The organism is Roseobacter fucihabitans, from assembly GCF_014337925.2.
GTDB lineage: Bacteria > Pseudomonadota > Alphaproteobacteria > Rhodobacterales > Rhodobacteraceae > Roseobacter > Roseobacter fucihabitans.
Genome location: NZ_CP143423.1, coordinates 459,034 through 475,311, shown reverse-complemented (window position 1 = coordinate 475,311; position 16,278 = coordinate 459,034). Strand labels below are relative to the sequence as shown.

17 protein-coding genes are annotated in these 16,278 nt (G+C 59.9%); 15 read left to right on the top strand and 2 right to left on the bottom strand.

Annotation, left to right across the window (positions count from 1 at the left end; all coding sequences use genetic code 11):
- Window positions 1-56: 56 nt before the first annotated feature.
- The 13 genes from ispH to ROLI_RS02250 all read left to right on the top strand — a co-directional run bounded on the left by ispH (window position 57) and on the right by ROLI_RS02250 (window position 9,383).
- On the top strand, window positions 57-1,007 hold the full coding sequence (gene ispH / locus ROLI_RS02310; protein ID WP_187429070.1) for a 4-hydroxy-3-methylbut-2-enyl diphosphate reductase: 951 nt from the start codon (window positions 57-59) through the stop codon (window positions 1,005-1,007).
- Window positions 1,004-1,657: a glutathione S-transferase family protein gene (locus tag ROLI_RS02305; RefSeq protein WP_187429069.1), complete on the top strand. Its 654-nt coding sequence runs from the start codon at window positions 1,004-1,006 to the stop codon at window positions 1,655-1,657. The genes ispH and ROLI_RS02305 overlap by 4 nt, the downstream gene beginning before the upstream one ends.
- Before the next feature lie 40 nt (window positions 1,658-1,697).
- Window positions 1,698-2,150: a DUF3429 domain-containing protein gene (locus tag ROLI_RS02300; protein WP_187429068.1), complete on the top strand. Its 453-nt coding sequence runs from the start codon at window positions 1,698-1,700 to the stop codon at window positions 2,148-2,150.
- Window positions 2,147-2,737, top strand: coding sequence for a bifunctional 2-polyprenyl-6-hydroxyphenol methylase/3-demethylubiquinol 3-O-methyltransferase UbiG (locus ROLI_RS02295; RefSeq protein ID WP_187429067.1), 591 nt, complete (start codon window positions 2,147-2,149; stop codon window positions 2,735-2,737). Before ROLI_RS02300 ends, ROLI_RS02295 begins: the two co-directional genes overlap by 4 nt.
- Window positions 2,730-3,185, top strand: a complete 456-nt coding sequence (gene rnhA, locus ROLI_RS02290) for a ribonuclease HI (protein WP_187429066.1) — start codon at window positions 2,730-2,732, stop codon at window positions 3,183-3,185. The genes ROLI_RS02295 and rnhA overlap by 8 nt, the downstream gene beginning before the upstream one ends.
- Entirely contained in the window at window positions 3,182-3,805 is a 624-nt protein-coding gene (locus ROLI_RS02285) for a trimeric intracellular cation channel family protein (RefSeq protein ID WP_187429065.1), read from the top strand. Before rnhA ends, ROLI_RS02285 begins: the two co-directional genes overlap by 4 nt.
- Window positions 3,806-3,917: 112 nt before the next feature.
- Window positions 3,918-4,250, top strand: a complete 333-nt coding sequence (locus ROLI_RS02280) for a hypothetical protein (RefSeq protein ID WP_187429064.1) — start codon at window positions 3,918-3,920, stop codon at window positions 4,248-4,250.
- Between the two features lie 5 nt (window positions 4,251-4,255).
- A complete protein-coding gene (locus ROLI_RS02275; RefSeq protein ID WP_222869415.1) occupies window positions 4,256-4,639 on the top strand; it encodes a DUF6434 domain-containing protein in 384 nt (127 codons plus the stop codon).
- A 184-nt stretch (window positions 4,640-4,823) separates the two neighbouring features.
- A complete protein-coding gene (locus ROLI_RS02270) occupies window positions 4,824-5,792 on the top strand; it encodes a tripartite tricarboxylate transporter substrate binding protein (protein WP_187429063.1) in 969 nt (322 codons plus the stop codon).
- Window positions 5,792-6,229 (top strand): tripartite tricarboxylate transporter TctB family protein, encoded by a 438-nt coding sequence (locus ROLI_RS02265; protein ID WP_187429062.1) that lies wholly within the window; start codon window positions 5,792-5,794, stop codon window positions 6,227-6,229. Before ROLI_RS02270 ends, ROLI_RS02265 begins: the two co-directional genes overlap by 1 nt.
- Before the next feature lies 1 nt (window position 6,230).
- The gene (locus ROLI_RS02260) at window positions 6,231-7,736 is read left to right on the top strand and encodes a tripartite tricarboxylate transporter permease (protein ID WP_187429061.1); all 1,506 of its coding nucleotides are present in this window, start codon (window positions 6,231-6,233) and stop codon (window positions 7,734-7,736) included.
- A complete protein-coding gene (locus ROLI_RS02255) occupies window positions 7,736-9,091 on the top strand; it encodes a DUF1446 domain-containing protein (protein WP_262386421.1) in 1,356 nt (451 codons plus the stop codon). Before ROLI_RS02260 ends, ROLI_RS02255 begins: the two co-directional genes overlap by 1 nt.
- Entirely contained in the window at window positions 9,084-9,383 is a 300-nt protein-coding gene (locus ROLI_RS02250; protein ID WP_187429060.1) for a DUF4387 family protein, read from the top strand. Before ROLI_RS02255 ends, ROLI_RS02250 begins: the two co-directional genes overlap by 8 nt.
- Before the next feature lie 66 nt (window positions 9,384-9,449).
- Here ROLI_RS02250 and ROLI_RS02245 read toward each other — a convergent pair whose 3' ends face one another.
- Window positions 9,450-11,540 (bottom strand): PQQ-dependent dehydrogenase, methanol/ethanol family, encoded by a 2,091-nt coding sequence (locus ROLI_RS02245; RefSeq protein WP_187429059.1) that lies wholly within the window; start codon window positions 11,538-11,540, stop codon window positions 9,450-9,452.
- A 234-nt stretch (window positions 11,541-11,774) separates the two neighbouring features.
- A complete protein-coding gene (locus ROLI_RS02240; RefSeq protein WP_187429058.1) occupies window positions 11,775-13,019 on the bottom strand; it encodes an FAD-dependent oxidoreductase in 1,245 nt (414 codons plus the stop codon).
- Between the two features lie 201 nt (window positions 13,020-13,220).
- Here ROLI_RS02240 and ROLI_RS02235 point away from each other — a divergent pair, with 201 nt between their 5' ends.
- Window positions 13,221-13,958 carry an aspartate/glutamate racemase family protein gene (locus ROLI_RS02235; protein WP_187429057.1) on the top strand — a complete coding sequence of 246 codons (738 nt, stop codon included), beginning with the start codon at window positions 13,221-13,223 and terminating at the stop codon, window positions 13,956-13,958.
- 157 nt (window positions 13,959-14,115) lie between these two features.
- The gene (locus ROLI_RS02230; protein WP_262386420.1) at window positions 14,116-16,116 is read left to right on the top strand and encodes a peroxidase family protein; all 2,001 of its coding nucleotides are present in this window, start codon (window positions 14,116-14,118) and stop codon (window positions 16,114-16,116) included.
- The last annotated feature ends 162 nt before the right edge of the window (window positions 16,117-16,278 follow it).

Genomic DNA, 16,278 nt, shown 5'->3' with positions numbered 1-16,278 from the left:
CTACTTCTGGTCACACACATGTGACGCACGTGACGTGCTAGACCGGAGCCTGAGCCATGAGTAAACCCCCTCTCACCCTGTATCTGGCAGCCCCGCGCGGATTCTGCGCGGGTGTGGACCGCGCCATAAAGATCGTCGAGATGGCATTGGATAAATGGGGCGCACCCGTCTACGTGCGCCATGAGATCGTGCACAATAAATTCGTCGTGGACGGGTTGCGCGACAAGGGAGCCGTTTTTGTCGAGGAACTCTCGGAGTGCCCCGACGACCGGCCGGTCATCTTTTCCGCGCATGGTGTGCCCAAATCCGTGCCTGCGGCGGCAGCAGCGCGCGAGATGATCTATGTCGATGCGACATGCCCGCTGGTCAGCAAGGTGCATATCGAAGCCCAACGCCATGCCGACAACGGCCTGCAGATGATCATGATCGGCCATGAAGGCCACCCCGAAACCGTCGGTACCATGGGACAATTGCCCGAAGGCGATGTGCTGTTGGTGGAAACGCCGCATGATGTGGCGGGCGTGGTGGTGCGCGATCCTGAACGGCTGGCCTATGTCACACAAACGACGCTGAGCGTGGATGATACCGCCGATGTGGTAGCCGCCCTGCAGGCGCGGTTTCCGGGCATTGTCGGGCCGCATAAGGAAGACATATGTTACGCCACCACCAACCGGCAGGAAGCGGTGAAGGCGATGGCCCCGAAATGCGATGCCATGCTGGTCGTCGGTGCACCGAATTCGAGTAATTCCAAGCGGCTGGTCGAAGTGGGCGCACGCGCGGGCTGCAAATATTCGCAACTGGTGCAGCGTGCATCCGACATTGATTGGCGCAGCTTGGAAGGCATCCGCAGCATTGGCATCACGGCAGGCGCATCCGCACCCGAAGTCTTGATCAACGAGGTGATCGACGCGTTTTCCGCGCATTACGAGGTGACACAAGAGGTCGTGGAAACGGCTGTTGAGAACGTCGAGTTCAAGGTGCCACGGGTGTTGCGCGAGCCTGCATGACCGCGGGCCTGACGGTCCATGGCTATGAGCACAGCGTTTATACACGGGCCGTTCTGGTGGCGCTTGCCGAGAAGCGCGTTGCGTTTCAATTCGACCCTATAGACCCGTTTGAGACGGATCCAGCGGATGCCTGCCGCGCATTGCATCCCTTCGGGCGGGTGCCGGTGCTGAGCCATGAGGGCTTTGTGATTTATGAAACGGCGGCGATCCTGCGCTATGTCGATCTGGCCTTTCCGCATCCCGCCCTGATCCCGCAGAATCCCAAAGCCGCCGCACGCATGGCCCAGGTCATCAGCATCACCGATTCCTATGGCTATTGGCCGCTGGTCCGGCAGGTTTTTGCACATCGGGTGTTCCGGCCCTGGGAGGGGCTGGCACCAGATGAGGATCAGATCGCCCAAGGAATGTCACAGGCACCCCGCGTTTTGCGCGCACTGGAGGATATCGCAGTGCAGGGCCATGTTCTGGCGGGGCCTGAGCCGACACTGGCCGATTGTCACCTCGCCCCCATGATTGCCGCCTTTAGCGCAGCACCGGAAGGGGCCCAGATGCTGGCGGAATACCCCGCGCTGTCGGCGTGGTGGTCGCATTGGGCGGGGCGTGTCAGCATGCGCCAGACCGATACCGGTTTTGACCGTGAGATCGGATAGATGGCTTGACCTTCCCCTCCGGCATGGCACAACAGGCGTCATGAAACGCATCCCTACTGCCCCCCTGATCCTCGGCCTTGCGGGCCTAATTCCCTTTGTCTGGGGCGCGATGACCTATCTCAATGCGCCACTGGCCGACTGGGGCCTGCGCGCGCTCGGCCCACGTTTCATCGGTCCCTATATCCAGCTGTTTTACGGCTCGGTGATCCTGTCCTTCATGTCCGGCGTGCTCTGGGGCTTTGCGACCAAAACAACAGGCGCGCGGGCGGCCGTTGGTTACACATTATCCGTCATCCCCGCCCTATGGGCATTCTTCATGACGGGGGGTGGCCCGGTCACGGCGGGTATGAACCTGATCTTCGGCTTTGCAGGCCTTTTGGTGCTGGATTTCGCCTTCTGGCGCTGGGGGCTGACGCCGCTGTGGTGGATGTCCCTGCGCCTTCTGCTCACCAGTATCGTGGTGATATGCCTTGCCGTGGGCGTATTTTTGTGAGCGATGCGGAAACCCTGAAAGTCTATGCCGAGAAGGCGGGCGCCTATGTTGCAATGACCAAGACCGCAGGTCTTGATCCGCGCGTGGCGTCATTCATCGCGCGCCTTCCTGCCCGCGCGCATGTGCTCGATCTGGGGTGCGGACCGGGACAGGAAGCGGGTGCCATGGCCGCCGCCGGGATGCAGGTCACCGCCTATGACGCGGTTCCCGAGATGGTCGCCCTGGCCGCCGCGCACCCCGGTGTCAGCGCGTATCAGGCAACCTTTGAGGATATCACCGGCGCAGATATCTATGACGGCGTCTGGGCAAATTTCTCGCTGCTGCATGCGCCGCGCGCAGATATGCCCCGGCATTTGGCCCAGATCGCCATGGCGCTGAAACCGGGCGGATTGTTTCACATCGCGCTGAAATCCGGCACGGGCAGCAAGCGCGACCGGATGGGACGGTTTTATAGTTACTACACGGACAGCGAACTGACCGGGCTGTTGCAGGAAGCGGGATTTACCGTGACCGACCTGGCGGCAGGTGAGGGTAAAGGCCTTGACGGCGCAGTATCCCCGTGGATAAGCCTCACCGCTCATGGCTGAGTTATTCGCATATACCGATGGGGCCTGTTCGGGCAATCCCGGCCCCGGCGGCTGGGGGGCTTTGCTGCAAGCCATGGACGGCGAAAAGATCGTCAAGGAGCGCGAACTCAAGGGCGGCGAGGCCGATACCACCAACAACCGTATGGAGTTACTGGCCGCCATCAACGCTTTGGAATCGCTCTCACGGCGCAGCACCATCACCATTGTGACCGATAGTAATTACGTGAAAAACGGTATCACCTCCTGGATTTTCGGCTGGAAGAAAGACGGCTGGAAAAACGCCGCCAAAAAGCCCGTGGCCAATGTGGAGCTGTGGCAACGTCTGGACACGGCCAACGCCAAGCATGACGTGACATGGAAGTGGGTCAAAGGCCACGCGGGCCATCCCGAAAACGAGCGCGCCGATGAATTGGCGCGCGCGGGCATGGCCCCGTTCAAGCCCAAATGAGCCTGATCAGTTTCCTCGATTACGCCTCCGTGTTTGTCTTTGCACTGACCGGCGCATTGGTGGCCAGCCGCCAGCAATTAGACATCGTCGGCTTTGCCTTTGTCGCCTGTCTGACGGCGGTTGGGGGCGGGACGGTGCGCGATGTGCTGCTGGACCGCAACCCGATCTTCTGGATCGCCCAGCCTACTTATATCGGGGTGGCCTGCGGGGCGGCCTTATTGGTATTCCTGACAGCGCACCTCTTTGAGAGCCGCCTCAAGACATTGATCTGGCTTGATAGTTTTGCACTGGCCGTTGCAGTTCCTGCAGGCACCGGTGTGGCGCTGGCGCTGGATCAGCCCATTTTAGTCGTCGTCCTGATGGGCACAATCACCGGCTGCATGGGCGGGCTTTTGCGCGATGTGGTGCTGGATGATGTGCCGCTGGTGCTCAAACAGGGCGAACTTTATGTGACGGCCGCCTTTGCCGGGGCAACAGCCGCAGCCTTCGCGCGGCCCTATTTTGCGGACCCCCTTCCTGCGCTGGTGCTCTGTGCCAGCGTGACATGGGCCTTGCGCGCAGGCTCGCTGGCCTTCGGGTGGCGCTTGCCGGCGTATAAATCACGCCCGCCGAGGGTTTGAGCGTAATTAGTTCGACGAGTGCCGTAAGAAAAATCAAAGGGCTGTTTCAAGCACTTCTTGAAATCTCTACTGGCACATAGTCAACTCAAAACTGGTAAATGGAATTGCGCTTTTGATTGTCCTGAAGAGCTTTGAAGTGAAAGCTATAAATTTGCTTACTGCTAACGTCTTTCCCGCGTGGCAGGCTGATAAAATGCACTCAAGCGATAATTTGATTAGGCTTGATTTCACTGAACGCGGCTACTTTATAACCTTGAGTTCCAGCAGCTTTCCAATCGAACGATTGCTTCTGAATAGTCCGCCCGTCAATGGCAAGGTCGATGAGCTGTTGACCGGTTTCGTCGCATTCGTCGAAAACAATGAACTTACTCTAGAGTGCTTCGCTTATGACGGGGATATCGTTCCAGACAATTTTCGTGATCTCAACGTAATAATTTTCATCTGAGCGACTTGAACCGCGACAAAGCGTCACCGTCGCAAGACAGTTTTGCAACAAACCCGCTTGGCAATGCCCGTTTTAGTAAGTTTCCGCAAATCGGCGCGCCTTGCGTTTGGCAAATTGATGGGGGTACCTGTAGCATCCAGAAATTCATCATTCAGGGGGGCCGCCATGCGTTTGATTGGCATTCAGATAGGATCGACGCGCAAACACCCGTCACCGCGACCTACAAGAACACCCAGAATGTGCGCCGATTCATGACCGAGCAATGCGGCGCGGGTTTCAAATTTGACCGCCCCTTCATGGCCTGGGTCAAGGACGGGCGCGACAAGACGATGGGCGATGTGGTGGCCGAATGGCAGCGTCGTCAGATGAAATCGCGTCCGCCCGGCTGAGCAAGCGGATCAGGGGTTACGGTCGCCTACAAGGCCCTGCCGCATAATGGCGACGGCCAGGACATAAGCGAAAATCTATTCTTCAGCGGATGTTTTTGATACGTGACAGCCTGCGAATAGCTTCATACAGTCCGCTCATTGCTAGAAACGGGTGGAGACCCGTCATGTCAAATGGGAGGAACCAATGACAAAACGCTTTTTCAAGGCGCTCATTTCGGGTGCCGTGCTGTCTGTGGGTGTCACAGGGGGCGCGTTTGCGGCCGAATGTATCGCACCGGCCAACCCCGGCGGGGGCTGGGATTTCACCTGCCGCCAGATCGGCAAGATCATGTATGACATCGGCGTCGTGGATAAACCGGTTCAGGTCACCAACATGGCCGGCGCGGGCGGCGGTCTGGCCTATAACCACGTTGTGGCGGAGCGCGGATCGGATGAGGATCTGTTTGTGGCCGCTTCCACGGCGACATCGACCCGGTTGGCGCAAAACGCCTATGCGGGCATGACGGCGGATCAGGTGCGGTTTGTCGGTGCCATCGGGGCCGATCCCGGTGTGATTGCCGTGGCCGCCGACAGCCCATACCAATCGCTGAATGAACTGGTTGATGCGATCAAGGCCGACCCTGGTTCGGTGGCTTTTGCGGGCGGTTCCGCCGTCGGTGGGTTTGACCACATCAAGCCTTTGATGATCCTGCAACGCGCGGGCTTCACCGACATCAAAAAAGTGAAATACATCGGCGTTGATGGCGGCGCGGATGCGATCACCCAGACGGTTGGCGGTTTTACGCAAGCGATGACGGGCGACATGTCCGAAGTTGTCGGTTTCCTTAAAGCGGGCGAAATCCGCGTGATTGCGGTGCTGACTGAGGAGCGCGTACCCGGGTTTGAAGACATCCCGACGGCCAAGGAGCAGGGCCTTGATGTGGTCGCGGTCAACTGGCGCGGTCTCTATGTGCCAAAGGATATTTCGGACGCCAAGTTCGATGAATGGGCGGGCAAATTGCAGCAGGTCGCGGACAGCGACGCGTGGCAAGAAGCCATGGTTGCCAATGGGTTGGCCCCTTTCACAAAGGTCGGTGGCGATTTCCAGGCCTATGTTGATACGCTGGTGGCGGAGATCAACACCATGTCCAAAGAGCTGGGGGTTATCCAGTAATGGCAAGTGACCGGATTTTCGGTCTGGTCACGCTCTTTGTGGCGCTCGCATATATCGCGAGCGCCACGCAAATCCAGACTAGTTTTCTGAGCGACCCCGTCGGCCCCAAGGCGTTTCCGATGCTGATTGGAGCGGTCGCGGCAGTCTGCGCGCTGGTGATGATTTTCAAGCCGGACCCTGATCCCGATTGGCCCGTGGCGCGCACCTGGGGCGGGTTGGCCATCGCCGTGATCGTGCTGGTTTGTTACGCTTATGCTTTGAAACCATTGGGTTTCGTGATCCCGACGGCGCTGGCCGCGGGCATCCTGAGCTATCAGATTTCACCGCGCGCGGGTGCGGCTGTGGCCTCCGGTCTGGGGTTGTCCGTCGGTCTTTTCATACTTTTCAAATTTGCACTGGGTCTGGGTCTTGTGGCCTTCCCGAAGGGGTGGTTCTGACATGGACATGATGGCAAATCTGGCGCTGGGGTTCAGCATCGCCCTGTCGCCCTTCACGCTGATGCTGGCGGTGGCGGGCTGTTTTCTGGGTACGATCATCGGCGCGCTGCCGGGGCTTGGCCCCTCCAACGGCGTGGCGATCCTGATCCCCATCACCTTCACGCTCGGGCTGGATGCGACCTCCGCGCTGGTCTTGATGACCTCGGTCTATTACGGCGCGATGTATGGCGGGCGGATTTCGTCTATTCTACTCAACATTCCGGGTGATGAACCCGCCTTGATGACCACGCTGGATGGCTATCCTATGGCCAAACAGGGCCGCGCGGGCGATGCGCTTGTGCTCTCCGGTGTGGCGTCTTTCGTCGGCGCGTTTCTGGCAACGATCGGTTTGATGCTGCTGGCACCGATGCTGGCACGTGTGGCCTATCTGTTCGGTCCAGCCGAGTATTTCGCGCTTTATCTGTTGGCGTTTTGCACGCTGGGCGGCATGGCCTCGAACAATCAGGCCAAAGCGGCGCTGGCCTCCTGCATCGGTCTTGGGATCGCGATGATCGGTGTGGATTCCTCCTCTGGTCTGCCGCGTCTGACGGGGGGCAATCTTCACCTCTATGACGGTATCGATTTCCTCGTCGCCATTGTGGGCTTGTTTGCCATCGCCGAGGTATTCTTCTTCATCGAAAGCCACGGCAAGGGCTCCTCCATCGGGGTGGTGCTCGACAAGGTGCGCATCCCCTGGAAGGACATCAGAGACACCAAATGGACCATGTTGCGCGCCTCCTTTGTCGGCTTCATCGCGGGGATCCTGCCCGGTGCGGGCGCCTCACTCGGTTCGTTCCTCGCCTATATGTCAGAGAAATCCATCGCCGGACCCAAGGGCGGCTTTGGAACAGGCGTGCCCAAAGGCGTTGCGGCCCCCGAAGCGGGCAATAACGCCGCGGCGGGCGGGGCACTGGTGCCGATGCTGACGCTGGGTGTGCCCGGATCGGGGACCACCGCCGTTTTGCTGGCGCTCTTGATGACGCTCAATATCACACCGGGACCGACGCTGTTTACCGACCGTCCAGAGGTCGTCTGGGGGCTGATCGCCTCGCTGCTCATCGCCAATGTCGTACTGCTCTTGATGAACGTACCGATGGTCAAGATCTTCGTGAAGGTCCTCATGGTCCCGGCCTGGGTGCTTTTGCCGGGGGTGACGATGATCTCCTTTGTCGGTATCTATTCCCTGTCGGGCAGCTATTTCGATCTGCTGTTGATGGTGGGTTTCGGCGTGCTCGGATACATCCTGCGCAAGCTCGATATCCCCACCGTACCGGTGATCCTCGGGATCCTGCTGGGCGGCAAAATGGAGGACGCGTTGCGCCGCGCCATGGTCCTGTCGGATGGGGATTTCACCTATCTTTTCGGCACTCCCATCTCCATCGGCTTGTGGATCGCGGCCGTCGTCGGTTTTGTGGCACCCATGTTCCTGCGCAAGTTCCTTGCGAAACCACAGGCGGTAACCGACTGATGACACGTGTTCTCATTCCCTCCGGGGCGCTGGGGCTGAACTATGACACGCAGGCTTTGCAGCGCGGGATCGCGGCCAAACCTGACATCATCGCCATTGACGGCGGCTCCACCGATAGCGGGCCGTCCTACCTGGGGCGCGGCGTGTCGAAATACGCGCGCGCCTCGACCAAACTGGAATGGGCCGGGCTGATGGCGGCGCGCGCCGAGGCGGGCGTGCCGCTGGTCATTGGCACCGCTGGCACCTGCGGCACGGATAGCGCGGTCGACTGGATGCTCGACATCACCCGCGAGATTGCCGCTGAACAGGGCCGTCCGCTAAAAATCGCCGTTCTGCGCAGTTCTCAGGACCCCGATCAGATCGCGCAGGCCTTTGAGGGCGGTGACATCACGCCGCTGGCCAATGCGCCCGACGTGACGTCGCAAATCATCCGCAGCTGTTCCAATATCGTGGCGCTGGCCGGAGCGGAGCAGATCACGGCAGCGCTTGAGACCGGCGCGGATATCATCATCGCCGGGCGCACCACGGATACGGCGATCATCGCCGCCCTGCCCCTGATGCGCGGTTGTCACGCGGGCGGGGCCTGGCACGGGGCCAAGATTGGCGAATGTGGTGCGCTTTGTGCGACCAACCCGCAATCGGGCGTGATTTCGATTGATTTTGACGCGACGGGCTTCACCGTCACACCACTGGCGGCAGGCGCGCACGCCAGCCCGCATACGGTTTCGGCCCATATGCTTTATGAGAACTCCGACCCCTTCATCCTTTATGAACCCGGCGGGTATCTGGATGTGACAGGGGCTGAATATGCCGCTGTGGATGGCACATCGGTACGGGTTGAGGGGTCGAAATGGGTAGCCTCAGACCGCTATACGGTGAAGCTGGAAGGCGCGCGCCCGGTCGGGTGTCGCACCGTGGTGATGGCCTTGCTGCGCGATCCGCATTACGTCGCCAATGCGCAGATCTGGGCCGATGATATCGTGGATAAATGTAGCGCCAAGGTGATCGAACGGATGGGGCTGGCGGCAGAAGATTTCACGCTGGAACTGCGTCTGATCGGGCAATCGGCGAGTTTTGGGACGCTGGAGACGCGCGCCGCAACCCCATTGGAAATCGGTGTGATCGGTATCATCACCGCACCGGATGAGGCGCAGGCGAGCGAGATCGGAAAGCTCTTGAACCCCTATCTGTTGCACCACCCGCTGACGCAGGAGGAGGAGCAGCCGACCTTTGCTTTTCTGTTTTCGCCGCCCGAAATGCATCAGGGACAGGTCTATGAATTCGCGCTGAGCCATGTGTTGCACCTGAGCGATCCGATGGCAGCCTTTGAACTGGAGGTGATCGACATTGCCTGAACTGCGCAGCCTCGTCACCAAACTCCGCAGCAAAAATGCCGGACCTTTTTGGTTGACCATCGACATCTTCTGCGGCTCTCCCGAGGCCTACGCGCGGGTGCGCGACGGCCTCAGCACAACGCGGGTGGCGCAGGTGTTCGACACCGATGGACAAGCCATCAAGCGCTTTGACATCGAACAATTGCATGTGGTGAAATTCTCGCTGCCCCGCCCCGCCGTGCAGGGGTCCGTCACGGATCGCGACATGCACGGGGCCTCCTGGGCCGCGTTGCTGGGCGATGTGGAGATTTAAAAAACATACGATATCGTATGTTTTTATCTGTCGGACGGGGCGCAGATGCCCCGCCCGCGTAACATCCTACTTGGGACGCACCGCATCCGCCGTGCCCTGAACAAAGGCGATCAGCTTTTCGACATCCGCCTCGGTCAGCTTATCCGCGAACGACGGCATGCCGCCCTCCACCAGAGAACCGCCCAGAACCACGTCCTTGGCATTCATCAGCATCGCAGCATCAGAATAGCCCAGGTTCGGAACCCCGCCGCCATTGTTCACCCCCGGCACGCCGTGGCAGAACAGACAGTTGGACACATAGATCGCCAGCCCGTCACCGACGTGATTGGGATCATAAGGCACACCCTCCACAAGGCTCAGACGCTCGGAATTGACCGCTTCGGGCATCGCCGCATCCCCACCAACCTTGAAGGTATAGACGCGCCCCGGCCCAACCCGATCCGTCGCACGTTGCATCATGCCGTAAACGCCGCCCCAGCCCACGGCGATGGTCACATATTGCGTGCCGTCCTTTTCCCATGTCGCCGGGGCCGCGACCACGCCGGAGCCCACAGGCGTCTGCCAGAGCACCTCGCCGGTGGCCGCATCATAAGCGATGAAACGCCCGTCCGCGGTCCCCTGAAACACCAGATTACCAGCCGTGGTGAGCGTACCGCCATTCCACGGTGAGACATATTCCGCGCGCCAGACTTCCTTTTGCGCGACGGGGTCCCAGGCGAGCAGATGGCCAAAGGCGGTGGCTTCGGGGGCGACCACGTTAAAGAGGTAGCCGAGGTTCCAACCCACACCGGACATGGTGGACATGGGTTTGTGGGAATTGAGTTCCCACGCAGGGTCCGTCGATTGCACCAGCGGCACGCCCTGGGCAGGGATATAGACCAATCCGGTCTGAGGATTAAAGCTCATCGGGTGCCAGTTATGCGCGCCGTAGGCGCTAGGAATCGTCTCCCACGGGTCGGTCTTGGAACGCGCGCCCTCAGCCTCAATCGGGCGCCCGTTTTCATCATATCCCGTGGCCCATGTGACCTCGACAAAGGGTTCGGCGGAGATGAATTCGCCATTCGTGCGGTCAATCACATAGAAGAATCCGTTCTTCGGGGCCTGCATCAACACCTTGCGCGCGGCACCATCAATTTCGAGATCAGCCAGGATGATATGTTGCGTCGAGGTATAATCCCAGGTGTCGCCGGGCGTGTTCTGGTAGTGCCATTTGTACTCGCCGGTGGCCGGATCAAGGGCCACGATAGAGGCGAGATAGAGGTTATTCCCGCCCCCCGGAGAGCGCAGATGCCGGTTCCACGGAGAGCCGTTGCCGGTGCCCACATAAAGCAGGCCAAGGTCCGGATCATAGGCCATGGCGTCCCAGATCGTGCCGCCCCCGCCTGCTTTCCAATATTCCGCAGAAGGGTCCCATGTGGCCGCAGCGGCCTCCATTGAGGGGTCTTCATAGCCCTCCGCCGGATCACCGGGCACCACGTACCACCGCCAATCCATCTCGCCGGATGTGGCGTCATAGGCACTGACGTAGCCGCGCACGCCGAACTCCGCGCCACCATTGCCGATGATCACGCGCCCATCAATGACACGCGGCGCACCGGTGATTGTATAAGACATCTCGCGGTTCTCGATGGTGTCGACCTTCCAGACGCGTTCGCCCGTGGCCGCGTCAATCGCGTGCAAGAACCCGTCATAGGCCCCGACAAAAACCACGCCCTCATAGAGCGCCACGCCCCGGTTCACCACATCACAGCACCCTTTATACGCGTATTCGCCCGGTACTTCGGGGTCATAAACCCATAATTCCTCGCCCGTAACCGCATCCAAAGCGTGTACAATCGACCAGGAGCCGGTGACATACATCACGCCATCCACCACGATCGGTGTCGCCTCCACCCCCCGGCGCGATTGCAGGTTGTGGGACCACGCAAGCCCCATATCGCCAACGTTTTCAGCGGTGATCCCGGTCAGTTTGGAATGGCGCGTTTCGGCGTAATCCAACCCGTAGTTCAGCCAGTTTTGCGTCGTTTCCGCATTCTGGATGATCGCATCGGTGTTGATGGTGCCGGTGACGTCGCGGATCTGCTCGGGGGTAAGGGATTGCGCGGATATCGTCCCCGCCCCGAGCAGGACGCATAAGGTCCAGTGCCATAGTTTCATGTTTATTCCTCCCATTCGCTGTTACAGCCTCACCTTGCGATGCGTCGCGATTTCGGCAGACTTAGATGCCGATTAGAGGGTCACGTGGCGCGGGTTGGCGTCCCCGCCGCATTGATCAGCCGTTACGATAGCGTCCGCGAAACCGCAGATAAAATCAACTGTTACGGGAATTCAGGGCGGTTTTATTTACCCGCGCATGGCATTTCGCGCGAGGGTATTCGACCCGGTGCGGGGCTAAGACTGCGCGAAACGGTTGGGCGTATAGACCTGCATATCGATGTTCGGGCGACGCCCGCTCAGCAGTTCCGCCACCAGCCGCCCGGTCTTCGGCCCGCCCGTCAGACCGATGTGATGATGCCCAAAGGCGGTCATCACGCCGCTTTGCGCAATTTCACCGATCAGCGGTAGACTGTCGGAAGGGGCCGGGCGGTGGCCCATCCATTCGTCCTGCCGGGTATGGGTCAGCGAGGGATAGGCCTCCGCCACCTTCCGGCGCAGCAATTCAAACGGGGCTTTCGAGGGCCCCGCCTCCAAGCCGCCAAACTCGACGATACCGGCACAGCGCAAACCCGCCGCCATCGGCGTGGCCACGAATTTCCCGCTCGCCACCATGGTCGGGGCCAGCGGTCCGTTCTCCGCCCCCTCAAACACGATGTGATAACCCCGCTCGCTTTCAAGCGGCACCGAGATACCCAGTTTTTTCATCAACGGCTTGGACCACACGCCCGTCGCCAGAACCGCCGCGTCACAAAGCATGGCGCCGTCCTTTGTGATCACCGAGGTGATACGCCCGCCAGAGAGGTCGAAATCAACAACCTCCGTTTGCCGGATGTCCCCGCCCATCTGCGTGAACACCTCGGCAAGGCTCGCGACATAGCCACCAGGATCGCGGATGAAGCCGTGATCCTTGACGCTCGCCAGACAGCCGATGGCACCGGACAGGTTGGGTTCCTGTCCCTGCACCGCCGCGCCCTCATGCAAGGTGGGCACAAACCCCGTCTGGTGCCGCAAGGACCAGACATAGCTGTCGGCATCAAAGGCCGCGCGACTGACATAGGCGAAATGATAATCGCTATCGCTGATCCAATGGGCGGCGTCGGTCCCGTCTGTCAGGGCTTTGTGCTGCTCCACCGTGTCGGCGACAATCGGAGTCAGGCCCTCGGCAATCCTGCGGGTGTCTGCGTCATTGGCGTGGCTAAGGTATTTCATCAGCCAGGGCGCTAGTTTCGGCGAATAGGACGCGCGCAAAAACAGCGGAAAATCCCGGTTCATCAACATCCCCGGTGCCTTGCGCAACAATCCTGGCGTGGTAACAGGCACCATCGAACAGGCCGCCAACACGCCCGCGTTGCCATAGGAGGTCCCCTGACCCGGCGCAGCGCGGTCCAATATCGTGACATCAGCGCCGAACCGCCGCAGCCAGATACCGGTGGAAACGCCGACGATGCCAGCCCCGATGATGATGATTTTTTGCGTCACGGTATTTCCTGAATGCTAGCGGACCAAACAAAGCCCGGCGCTACAATGCGCGTCCCTTCGGGTGCGTCAATCGGTTTGTGTCGGCGGCATTGCGCGGTGAACACCATCGCGCGGGGGTCGGCGGTGTCATCGGCGCATCGGAACTGGACTTCTGCCCGGAATTGCGGTGCTTGGAGGCGTGGGTTTCAAAAAGGGTTTCACATGGCTCTACAGTCCGGTGGCAAGACAGTTTACGGCGCAACGGTCGGCATCCTGATGCTGGAAACACGCTTTCCGCGCATTCCCGGCGATATCGGAAATGCGACGACATGGCCGTTTCCCGTGCATTACCGCATTGTGCCGGGTGCGAGCCCGGACCGGATCGTGCGCCAGGACGCGCGCCAGATGCGCGACGCTTTTATCACCGAGGCACGGGCGCTGGTGGCGATGGGGTGCGACGGGATCGTGACCAATTGCGGATTCCTCTCGGTGCTTCAGGACGATCTGAAACAGGCGCTTGGCATGCCTGTGGCCGCCTCCGCCCTGATGCAGGTGGGGATGATCGCGCAGACCCTGCCGCCGGGAAAACGCGTCGGGGTGCTGACCATCTCCAAAAATAACCTGACGCCGGATCATCTGCGCGCGGCGGGCGCACCGCTCGATACGCCCGTGATGGGAACCGAAGGCGGGCGCTGCTTTCACGAAGCGTTTCTGGAGGACCATCAGCAGATCGATTTTGACGCCTGCCGGTTGGATATGGTGGACGCCGCGCGGGCGCTTGTGCGCGACAACGATGGGATCGGCGCCATCGTGCTGGAGTGCACGAATATGGTACCCTATGCGCGCGACATCCGCGTGGCGACGGGCTTGCCGGTCTATTCGATGTACACGCTGGTGACGTGGTTTCAGGCCGCCCTGTCACCGCGCCGCTTTGCGATGGAACTGGACGATCCGCGCTGAACGGCGCGTCACCCAACAGGGCCCCGGCCGCTCTTTAACAACGGCTACGCTCAGGTATTTTCGTCCAAAACGCACTCTATACTGGAAAATTCCCAAGTTTTGGTGTGAAGTGGTTGGTATTTAAGAGAGCCCTTTACACATAGCCGGAGGATTCACGATGGCACAGAACAGCGCGCTTTCGCGCCAAACCGTCTTTATCGCAACCTGTCTGATCATCGGCCTGATCATGGCCTATCGCGGGTATATTTACTTTGGCGCAGGCCCCGGAGAGGGCGTTCTGAAACTGCTCGGTGTGCTGCATTTCGTCGGGATTATCGGTATATTCGTCATGGCCGGGGGTGGGCGACACGGCTTCTGGCTGCTGAGCGCGGTCAACATCGCAGCGGTCGCGCTTTTCATCTTCGTGATCGAGGACGCATGGCTGCGCAACACCCTGCTGCATATCATTTTCTCCGCCGCGTTCCTGTCACATCTCCCCTATCTCAACGTACCGCGTTCGGTGGAACTGATGCGGCGTAAACTGCTGGGCAAAATCGGCGATGCGGCGATGGGCTTACTCAATATCCCGTGGCTCGTGGGACTCATCGCAAAAATTCCACCGCTGGATGCTTTTATCAACCGCATCGTCATCAACCGCATCGTCAATCAGGTGCGCAACCGGCCCCATGTGTTCTCGACCAAAACGCCCTATACGTCCTGGTCGAGCCTGACGGATACGCGATGGAGCGCGCGGCATCTGGAGGCTTCGCCGATTGATCAAACCACCCTGCCGGCATTCGAAAAACTGCGCCCGCTCTTTGCGCGCACCGAAGACACGCAGCGGATGTGTCCCAAATCGACCTGCCTCTTTCCCTCATTTGCGCAGTATCTGACCGATGGGTTCATCCGCACAGCAACAGATGAAACCTCCCCCGATCGCCTCAAGATGAACACCTCCAACCATAACATCGACCTTTGCCCGCTGTATGGGCGCACCGAGGCGCAAACCCATGCGCTGCGCGTGCACAACCCCGGCCCGGCCGAGCGCGGCAAGCTGAAAAGCCAGATCGAAAACGGCGAGGAATTCGCGCCCTTCCTGTTTGACGGCGATGCGATCAAGCCGGAATTTGCTTTGCTGGACAAACCATTGGGCCTTGAAAACCTCGATAAGGCGATTGCGAACGGCACCCCGGAGGTTGCGAAATCGGTGCATGAAAAACGCGGGCGGCTCTTTGCCTTTGGCGGGGATCGTGCCAACTCGGTGCCGCAAACGGCGATGATCAACACGCTCTTGCTGCGTGAACACAACCGGCTGGCGGGCGAGATCGGGGAGCGCAATCCGGGTTGGGAAGATGAACAGGTTTTCGAGACTGCACGCAATATCGTCATCGTGCAATTCATCAAGGTGGTGGTGGAGGATTACATCAACCACATCGCCCCCAGTGAATTTCGCATCAAGGCCGACCCGAAGGCCGCGTGGCACGCCAAATGGAATCGTACCAACTGGATCACCACCGAGTTCAGCCTGCTTTATCGCTGGCACGCGCTGATCCCGGATGAGATCACCTGGGGCGGCACAACGCATCAGACCAACCGATCTTATTTTATGAACAACCAGCCGCTGATCCAGACCGGATTGGCGCAGGCGTTTGAGGATATGAGCGCGCAGAAGGCGGGCGAATTGGGGCCGCGCAACACCACCGAAGCCTTGCTGAATGTCGAAGAGGCCTCGGTGGCGCAGGGGCGTTTCTGCGAACTGCGCCCCTTTAGCGATTACCTGGAATACATGCGCCGCCTGCCCATCGAGAAAATGTCCGACATCAGTTCGGATCCGGAGGTCGCAGGGCTGTTGCAGGAGGCATATGGCGATGTCGAGACGGTTGATTTCTTTGTCGGGATTTTCTGCGAAGACCGGGTGAAGAATGCGCCGCTGCCGAGCATGATCCTGTCTTTCGTGGCGTTGGATGCGTTTTCGCAGGCGCTGACCAACCCATTGCTGTCAGAACATGTGTTCAAACCCCCGACCGACCCTGAGGCGGATCACCCGACATTTTCGCGCTATGGCTGGGAGCAGATTGCGGCCTGCGGATCACTGCGCGATCTGGTGGCCCGCAATGTCGCCAATCCGGGCAGCCTTGGGTTCATCGGCATGACGCAGCAAGGCTGGCAGCGCGAATAGCGCTTCAAGCCGTTTTCGACCCTGGGTGCGCAAGGAAGCACTCCCGGACGCATCGCTCATTGCCATGAAATCCCAACACTGCGCGTGGCATTTCAAAACCTGAAACGACGCTTGAAATCGGTACTGGGGATCTCCACTGGAAGCACCATCAGACTTAGATGC

Excerpts from the sequence above, each read along its gene's own strand:
- ROLI_RS02305 (WP_187429069.1), top strand. The coding sequence starts at position 1,004 with ATGACCGCGGGCCTGACGGTCCATGGCTATGAGCACAGCGTTTATACA.
- ROLI_RS02260 (WP_187429061.1), top strand. The coding sequence starts at position 6,231 with ATGGACATGATGGCAAATCTGGCGCTGGGGTTCAGCATCGCCCTGTCG.
- ROLI_RS02285 (WP_187429065.1), top strand. The coding sequence starts at position 3,182 with ATGAGCCTGATCAGTTTCCTCGATTACGCCTCCGTGTTTGTCTTTGCA.
- ROLI_RS02270 (WP_187429063.1), top strand. The coding sequence starts at position 4,824 with ATGACAAAACGCTTTTTCAAGGCGCTCATTTCGGGTGCCGTGCTGTCT.
- ROLI_RS02235 (WP_187429057.1), top strand. The coding sequence starts at position 13,221 with ATGGCTCTACAGTCCGGTGGCAAGACAGTTTACGGCGCAACGGTCGGC.
- ROLI_RS02245 (WP_187429059.1), bottom strand. The coding sequence starts at position 11,540 with ATGAAACTATGGCACTGGACCTTATGCGTCCTGCTCGGGGCGGGGACG.
- rnhA (WP_187429066.1), top strand. The coding sequence starts at position 2,730 with ATGGCTGAGTTATTCGCATATACCGATGGGGCCTGTTCGGGCAATCCC.
- ROLI_RS02255 (WP_262386421.1), top strand. The coding sequence starts at position 7,736 with ATGACACGTGTTCTCATTCCCTCCGGGGCGCTGGGGCTGAACTATGAC.
- ROLI_RS02300 (WP_187429068.1), top strand. The coding sequence starts at position 1,698 with ATGAAACGCATCCCTACTGCCCCCCTGATCCTCGGCCTTGCGGGCCTA.
- ROLI_RS02230 (WP_262386420.1), top strand. The coding sequence starts at position 14,116 with ATGGCACAGAACAGCGCGCTTTCGCGCCAAACCGTCTTTATCGCAACC.
- ispH (WP_187429070.1), top strand. The coding sequence starts at position 57 with ATGAGTAAACCCCCTCTCACCCTGTATCTGGCAGCCCCGCGCGGATTC.
- ROLI_RS02265 (WP_187429062.1), top strand. The coding sequence starts at position 5,792 with ATGGCAAGTGACCGGATTTTCGGTCTGGTCACGCTCTTTGTGGCGCTC.